6 protein-coding genes are annotated in these 6,601 nt (G+C 70.0%); all 6 read left to right on the forward strand.

Going from position 1 to position 6,601, the window contains the following annotated elements:
* The first annotated feature begins 331 nt into the window (after positions 1-331).
* The 6 genes from Sdi02f_RS02910 to Sdi02f_RS02935 all read left to right on the forward strand — a co-directional run bounded on the left by Sdi02f_RS02910 (position 332) and on the right by Sdi02f_RS02935 (position 6,517).
* Positions 332-667 carry a hypothetical protein gene (locus Sdi02f_RS02910; RefSeq protein ID WP_030404273.1) on the forward strand — a complete coding sequence of 112 codons (336 nt, stop codon included), beginning with the start codon at positions 332-334 and terminating at the stop codon, positions 665-667.
* A gap of 88 nt (positions 668-755) precedes the next feature.
* The gene (locus tag Sdi02f_RS02915; RefSeq protein ID WP_030404274.1) at positions 756-1,064 is read left to right on the forward strand and encodes a WXG100 family type VII secretion target; all 309 of its coding nucleotides are present in this window, start codon (positions 756-758) and stop codon (positions 1,062-1,064) included.
* A 144-nt stretch (positions 1,065-1,208) separates the two neighbouring features.
* Positions 1,209-1,679, forward strand: a complete 471-nt coding sequence (locus tag Sdi02f_RS02920; RefSeq protein ID WP_030404275.1) for a type VII secretion system-associated protein — start codon at positions 1,209-1,211, stop codon at positions 1,677-1,679.
* Positions 1,680-1,745: 66 nt separating this feature from the next.
* Positions 1,746-5,546 (forward strand): AAWKG family protein, encoded by a 3,801-nt coding sequence (locus Sdi02f_RS02925; protein ID WP_108932640.1) that lies wholly within the window; start codon positions 1,746-1,748, stop codon positions 5,544-5,546.
* 124 nt (positions 5,547-5,670) lie between these two features.
* Positions 5,671-6,126, forward strand: a complete 456-nt coding sequence (locus tag Sdi02f_RS02930; RefSeq protein ID WP_108932915.1) for a YbaB/EbfC family nucleoid-associated protein — start codon at positions 5,671-5,673, stop codon at positions 6,124-6,126.
* Position 6,127: 1 nt separating this feature from the next.
* The gene (locus Sdi02f_RS02935) at positions 6,128-6,517 is read left to right on the forward strand and encodes a hypothetical protein (protein WP_030404278.1); all 390 of its coding nucleotides are present in this window, start codon (positions 6,128-6,130) and stop codon (positions 6,515-6,517) included.
* The last annotated feature ends 84 nt before the right edge of the window (positions 6,518-6,601 follow it).

The following is a 6,601-nucleotide window of genomic DNA, read 5'->3' on the forward strand; positions in this document are numbered from 1 at the left end:
CGGCGGCCGTTCCGTGCATTGTCGGTATGCCCCTCATATCCCGGCCGCCGCCCGGCGGCGGCCCGTTTCCGATGACCGTTTGCCGCTTCGGTCCGCCCGAATGGCGCCCGCGTCGGACCCGGCGTCCGTGTGGGCGCCCTATGACGGACAGTTCGCCCGGCGTCTCTGTTCATCTGATCGAAACCTTTGGTCAACTACCGTGCACCAGAGATATTTCGGGCGGCCCGGCGGACGTCGAAAATTCCCGCCCCGCATTGCGCGGAAGAGGTGGTTCTACTTAGCCTCAGCGGGCAACCGTGCGACGTGATCGCTCGAACGAAGGGAGCGCGACATGGCGGACAGTGCCGCAAGGAAAGCGGAATATGCCAAGGGCTTGGGGGGCGTCTCGTCCCTGGAGTCGGCCCGGAGCCAGGTGGAGAGGATCCAGAACAACGTCGCCGAGATCGCCTCGCGTTCCGGCGTGGGCGGTGACGAGGGCCAGGCACTGCTGAAGCTCTTCCGGAGCTGGAACGCGGAGGCCCAGACGGTCGTCGTCCAGATCAGCAAGATGATCGACGCCCTCCAGGAGAACGTCACCTCCGCCAACCGCCTGGCGCAGGAGAACCAGGACCTCACGGAGGTCCTCAACAGCAAGACCAGTCAGGGCGTCTTCCAGGCGCTGCTCTGACGCGTCCGGCGCGGTGCGGCACCCCACTGACGCCGCACTGTTCGTGTTTGCCGGACGGGAGGCGTCCGGTCACCAGAGAGGAGACGTCATGGCCGACGGCATCATCGACGTGCAGTACCCCGTGGTCCGCAAGGCCGTCGAGGAGTTGACGGACCAGACCCAGCAGATCATCAACACCCTCAACAACCTGGAGGACGAGCTGAAGCCGCTCGTCGCGTCCTGGGAGGGTGCGGACCAGGAGATGTACCGCCGGGTGCAGATGGAGTGGGACCAGGCCACCAAGAACATGGCCACCCTGCTCCACGACAACGGCACGCTGATCCAGTCCATTCACGACAACCACTCCCGTGACGAGCGCCGCAGCGCCGACAACTGGGGCAACGTGCGGGCGCGTTAAGAGCTGCCCGCCTCGCCCCGCTTCCGTCCGGAACGCGCCGCGGCGGGCGACGCGCCGCCGGCGGTCACACGGCGGCGCGTGCCCGCCGTCGCGCGCTCCGCGCGTCCCCCACCCGTCAGGCACCGAGCGGCAGGAGAGCTTCCGATGGCCGACAACCCCACAGACATCAAGCACTTCGACCTGTCCGCGATGGAGAACTTCCGCGACTACGAGGTGGACCGGGCGTACAAGGACGCCAAGAGGCACCGCCAGGGCGGTGGGGAGGGCGACCCCCGCACGCTCGGCGACCTCGTCGACGGCCACACCACCGAGGACAACCTCGACCAGAGCCAGCAGTTGCTGCGCATCGGCAAGATGGCCAGTGACGGGCGGATCTCGGGGCCCAAGCTGCTCGAAGGCGTCCGGGAGGCCGCCACGGCCCTCGACAAGCTCCTCGGCGACCAGATCGACCTGTACAAGGAGCTGCAGGACGCGCTCACCGACACCATCGAGGGGGCGCGCAAGACCCAGGCCAAGAACCTGGACGCGATCGACGCCCAGACGCTGCTCCAGCACTTCGACGAGGTCGACACCCTCACCGCCGGCGGCGACGGCGCGGGTGACTCCGACTCCTAGAGAATCCCCTGCGGCGCGACAGGCCCGTCGTGTGCCGCACCACAACCCGACCAGAGAGGGTGCCCGGTGGTCGACCGTTACGACGCGGACTCCGTAAAGAACGTCAACAAGTACGAGGGTGCCACGGACGCGTCGTCCGACGTCTGGGCGGGCCTGGTCACGCACATCACCGGCTACCCGGTGCCGGACCGCAGCACCGTCTTCGACACCCTCCGCTCCGACCACGGCGGCAAGCTGTTCCGCATGGACATCAGGGACCGCAGCCTCGGCTCGTTCGTCAAGGACGCGTCCGGCTTCTTGCGCAACACCGGCGAGGACTACGACATCTGGTTCTTCGACGGCGGCAAGAAGACCCAGATCAAGCAGGCCCGGATCGTCTTCGAGGGCCGGGTGAGGGTGGGCGACGAGACGATCTTCGCCGAGCCCGGGACGGACGACGTCGCCAACGCCTCCGTGCGCGAGGGCAACGAGTTCAAGGACTACAACAAGGACCAGATGAGCACGGTCGCCCTCGCCCGCTATATGAACGGGCCGCGGACGGCGCTCCTCGAACTGCTCGGCGGCAACACGGCGGACGCCCGCTTCAGCAACCTCGGCGTGGCGGAGGACGCCTCGGTCGACCTCAACTCCTTCAACACCACCGGTCGGGCCTTCGACTTCGCGGCCCAGTTCTTCCGGGACCAGGGGCCCAAGATCAAGGAGTGGGAGGACGCCCTCGGCCGGGAGGACGCGACCTGGAAGGGCGAGGCCGCGGAGGTCTTCCGCAGCCTGCTGACGAAGATCCGCGAGAACTACGACGCGTACATCGAGACGTTCGACGAGAAGCCCAGCACGGGCGAGGGCGAGGGAACCGGGAAGACGGTGTACTCGCGCGCCCTCTCCCAGGCCCGCTCGGCACTGGAGGACGCGGCCGGCAAGCTGCTGGACGCGTGGATCACCTGGGCCAACTCGGACTACTACGACCCGCACCAGGTGCTGCGGTACGTCCTGGACGACCTGGCCCAGTGGGTGGACACCAACAACGTCGACAACACGGACATCAAGACGACCTACTCGGCGTACTCCTCGACCACCTACCACGACCCGCGCGAGAACTTCACCCAGAACCACCCCGAGTACGGCGACCTCACCGACATCGCCAACTGGGCGAAGGTCGGCGACAAGGCCGTGCAGATCTGGAGCCGCGGCGTCGACGAGTACCTCGTCAAGCCCGCCCGGACCGTGCAGTCCACGCTGAACAACACCTTCCTGGACCTGGGCAGCGACTTCACCGAGAACCTCCCCGAGCCGAAGTCGACCAGCACGGCCTCGCAGGAGTACGAGAAGCGCAAGGCCGAGGAGGCCCAGGAGGAGATCAACCGGCAGAACGAGGAGAACCGCAAGTACCAGGACGAACTCCGCGAGGAGCAGAACCGGCAGCGCGAGGAGGACCGCAAGTACCAGGACGAGCTGCGGGAGGAGCAGAACCGGCAGCGCGAGGAGGACCGCAAGGCTCAGGACGAACTGCGCGAGGAGCAGAACCGGCAGCGCGAGGAGGACCGGAAGACCCAGGACGAACTGCGCGAGGAGCAGAGCCGGCAGCGCGAGGAGGACCGCAAGTACCAGGACGAGCTGCGGGAGGAGCAGAACCGGCAGCGCGAGGAGGACCGGAAGTACCAGGACGAACTCCGTGCCGAGCAGGAGAAGCAGGCCGACGAGGCCAAGGAGCAGTTGCGGACGCTGAACGACCCGTCGACCACGGACCTCGGCGGCCTCGACGACCTGCTGAACCGCGACCTCCCGGTCACCGAGAGCCTCGGCGACATGGGCGGTCTCAACGGCGGCTCCGGAGACACGGACAGCGCGCTCACCGACAACCTCGGCACCCTCGGCGGGGTGAACGGCGGACCCGGCGGCGGCCCGGTCACCGACGACCTCGGCACCCTCGGCGACGCCGACAAGGCGGTCGGCCAGAGCCTCGCGGGTCTCGGCGGACCGGGCGGCGAGCAGCCCGCGGCCGTTCCCCCGACGGCGAACCTGGGCAGTCTCGGCGGCCTCAACTCCGGCGGCGGCGCACGGCTGCCGAACGAGCGCACCGCCGGCCTCGTCGACGGCAACCCCGTCGCGCGGTTCCCGGACGGCAGCAGCACCAGCTTCGATCCCGACACCGGCCTGCTGACCACCACCGGCCCCGACGGCGCGACCACCACCACGGACCTGGGCAACGGCCTGCGGGTGACCAACCCGGACGGCTCGGTCACCTCCCTCACCGACGACGGCAAGCTCGCCACGACCTTCCCGGACGGGCGTACGGAGACCATCGACCCGTCGACGGGTCAGGCGGTCACGACTCGTCCGGACGGTTCGACGACCACCACGGACCTGGGGAGCCTCGGGGGGTTGAACGCCGGTTCCGGTGGCGGGGTGTTGGACATGCCGACGGGTGGCAGTACGCAGGTGTCGGGTGGTGATGTGGCGAGTCGGTTCCCGGACGGGAGCAGTACGCGTTTCGATCCCGACTCGGGGGTGTTGACGACGACGGGGCCCGACGGTGCGACGACGACCACGGATCTGGGCAACGGCGTGCAGGTGACGAATCCGGACGGTTCGGTGACGTCGTTGGGCGAGGACGGGAGTCTGACGACGAGGTTCCCGGACGGTACGACGCAGAGCATCGACCCGTCGACGGGTCAGGCGGTCACGACCCGTCCGGACGGTTCGACGACCACCACGGACCTGGGGAGCCTCGGGGGGCTCAACGGCCAGAGCGGGCAGGGCGGCCTCGGTTCCCTTGGCGATCTGCCGACCCAGTCGAACGGCGACCTGAACGGCCCCGGCGACCTCGACCTGGGCAGCCTCGACGGCCTCAACTCCGGCGGCTCCGGGCTCCGGACACCGACGGGCGGTGACACCTCGCTGGCCGGGGACGACCTGCTCACCCGGTTCCCGGACGGCACCCGGGCGACGTTCGACACCCAGACCGGCATGCTGACCGCCACCCACCCGGACGGGTCCGTCACCACCACCGACCTCACCCACGGCGCGCGGGTGACCAACCCCGACGGCTCCGTCACCTCCCTCGACAACGGTCGGCTGACCACCGACTTCCCGGACGGCAGCACCCAGGTCGTCGACCCGGAGACCGGCATCGCCACCGTCACCGACGCGCAGGGCAACACCGAGACGGTGAACCTGCACGACCTCAACACGGGCAACGGTCCGACCTCCTCCGACGGCACCGGTCTCCTCGACGCACTCGGCTCGCTGGACGGTCTCGGTTCGCTCGACGGTCTCGGTTCGCCCGACGGGCTCGGGGGCAGCGGCGGAGGGGGCGGCGGCACCAGCACCGAGACGCTCTCCGCCGACGACCTCGGTTTGAACAACGGTGGTTCGCTCACCTCCGCCACCGGCGGCGGACTCACCGCCGGTGCCTCCGTCGGCTCCGACGGCCTGCTCACCGGCACCGCGGCCCCGCTGTCCGACGGCGCCACCGCGGCCGGAGGCACCCCGCTCGCCCCGGCCGCCGGGTCCGGAACGGCCGGCGCCCCGGGCATGCCCGGCACCCCCGGCATGCCGATGGGCGGCATGGGCGGCATGGGAGGCGGCGGAGAGAAGGGCAACGGCGAGCGGGTGCGTGCCGTCCTGGTCGACGCCGCCGAGGAGAGCGAGCGCCGCAACCGCAGGCGGCGCAGCCCCTGGAACCGCCAGGAGGACAGCGACACCTTCCTGGCCCCGGCGTCCCGCGTCGCCACCACCGGCGGCGGCGACTCCCCCGAGCAGGAGCCGGGCCAGGCCCGCGGCGTCACGACCTCCGCCGACTACCTGGAGGAGGACGCAGACGTGTGGGGCACCGAGGACGGCGGCACCCCGGCCGTCATCGGACGGTGACGGCCGGGCGGGTGGCCGCCGCGGACGGTACGGGGAGACGAACGCCACTCGGTCCCCGGCTGCCGCGACCGGCATCCCACCAGGCAAGATCGACTGTGCAGTCACAGGACATCAGGGAGTGGACGTGACGGAACCACTGGAACAGCGGCTGGAGAAGGCCATGGCCGAGCTCCGGTCCGCCCAGGAGGCGGTCGAGCGCACCGAACGCGAGCTGCGGCAGGCCTCGTTCGCGGTGCTCTCCTCCGACCGTGCCGTCCGCGTCACCGTGGGCGCCCAGGGCACGCTGACCGGCATCGACTTCCTGGAGCACAAGTACCGCGACATGTCCCCCCAGGAGCTGGCCGCCAGCGTCCTGGAGGCGGCGAACGCGGCGCAGCAGAAGATGAACCGGCACGTGATGAAGGCGATGGCGCCCTTCACGGAACCCAGCAGCGAGGTACCCGAGTTGAAGGGCTTCGAGCTGGACTGGGAACGGATCTTCGGCCCCGGGGTGCTGGAGAAGGACGACGAGGAAACCGCCCGCGGGGACGGCCGGGCGCCGGGCTGGCGCGACGCGCTCGACGAGGACGGGGAGGACTGACATGGGGCAGCGCTACTACGTCGACCCGGCCCGCATCGAGGCCCTGAGCGGGCAGTTGGAAGAGATCGCCACGCTGGCCAGGAGCATGACCGAGGAGTTCCTAGACGGCCTCGCCCCCACCGTCTCGTGGCCCGGCACGTCGGGCGACTTCGCGGAGAAGGCCAAGCCGCAGGAGCAGAAGGAGCGGCAGGTCACCAAGGACACCATGATGTCCATCCGCGACGCGCTGGTGAGCATCACCGACGCCACGCTCAGCCAGGTCAAGCTCATGGAGGACACCCGGGACCGCAACCTGGAGGACATCGAGCGCAACACCAACCGGATCGAGACCGACGGCTTCGGCCTCGGCGGCTCGGGCGGCGGTGACACGGGCGGGCATGGCCGCCACTGACCCCTCCGCCGCCGCGGACCGCTCCCGCTCCGTGCCGGGAGCGGTCCCGCGGTGCTGTCCGCACGGCCTCACGGGCGGTCGCCG

It is taken from the genome of Streptomyces ardesiacus, assembly GCF_003112575.1.
Classification (GTDB): domain Bacteria; phylum Actinomycetota; class Actinomycetes; order Streptomycetales; family Streptomycetaceae; genus Streptomyces; species Streptomyces ardesiacus.

Excerpts from the sequence above, each read along its gene's own strand:
- Sdi02f_RS02910 (WP_030404273.1), top strand. The coding sequence starts at position 332 with ATGGCGGACAGTGCCGCAAGGAAAGCGGAATATGCCAAGGGCTTGGGG.
- Sdi02f_RS02915 (WP_030404274.1), top strand. The coding sequence starts at position 756 with ATGGCCGACGGCATCATCGACGTGCAGTACCCCGTGGTCCGCAAGGCC.
- Sdi02f_RS02920 (WP_030404275.1), top strand. The coding sequence starts at position 1,209 with ATGGCCGACAACCCCACAGACATCAAGCACTTCGACCTGTCCGCGATG.
- Sdi02f_RS02935 (WP_030404278.1), top strand. The coding sequence starts at position 6,128 with ATGGGGCAGCGCTACTACGTCGACCCGGCCCGCATCGAGGCCCTGAGC.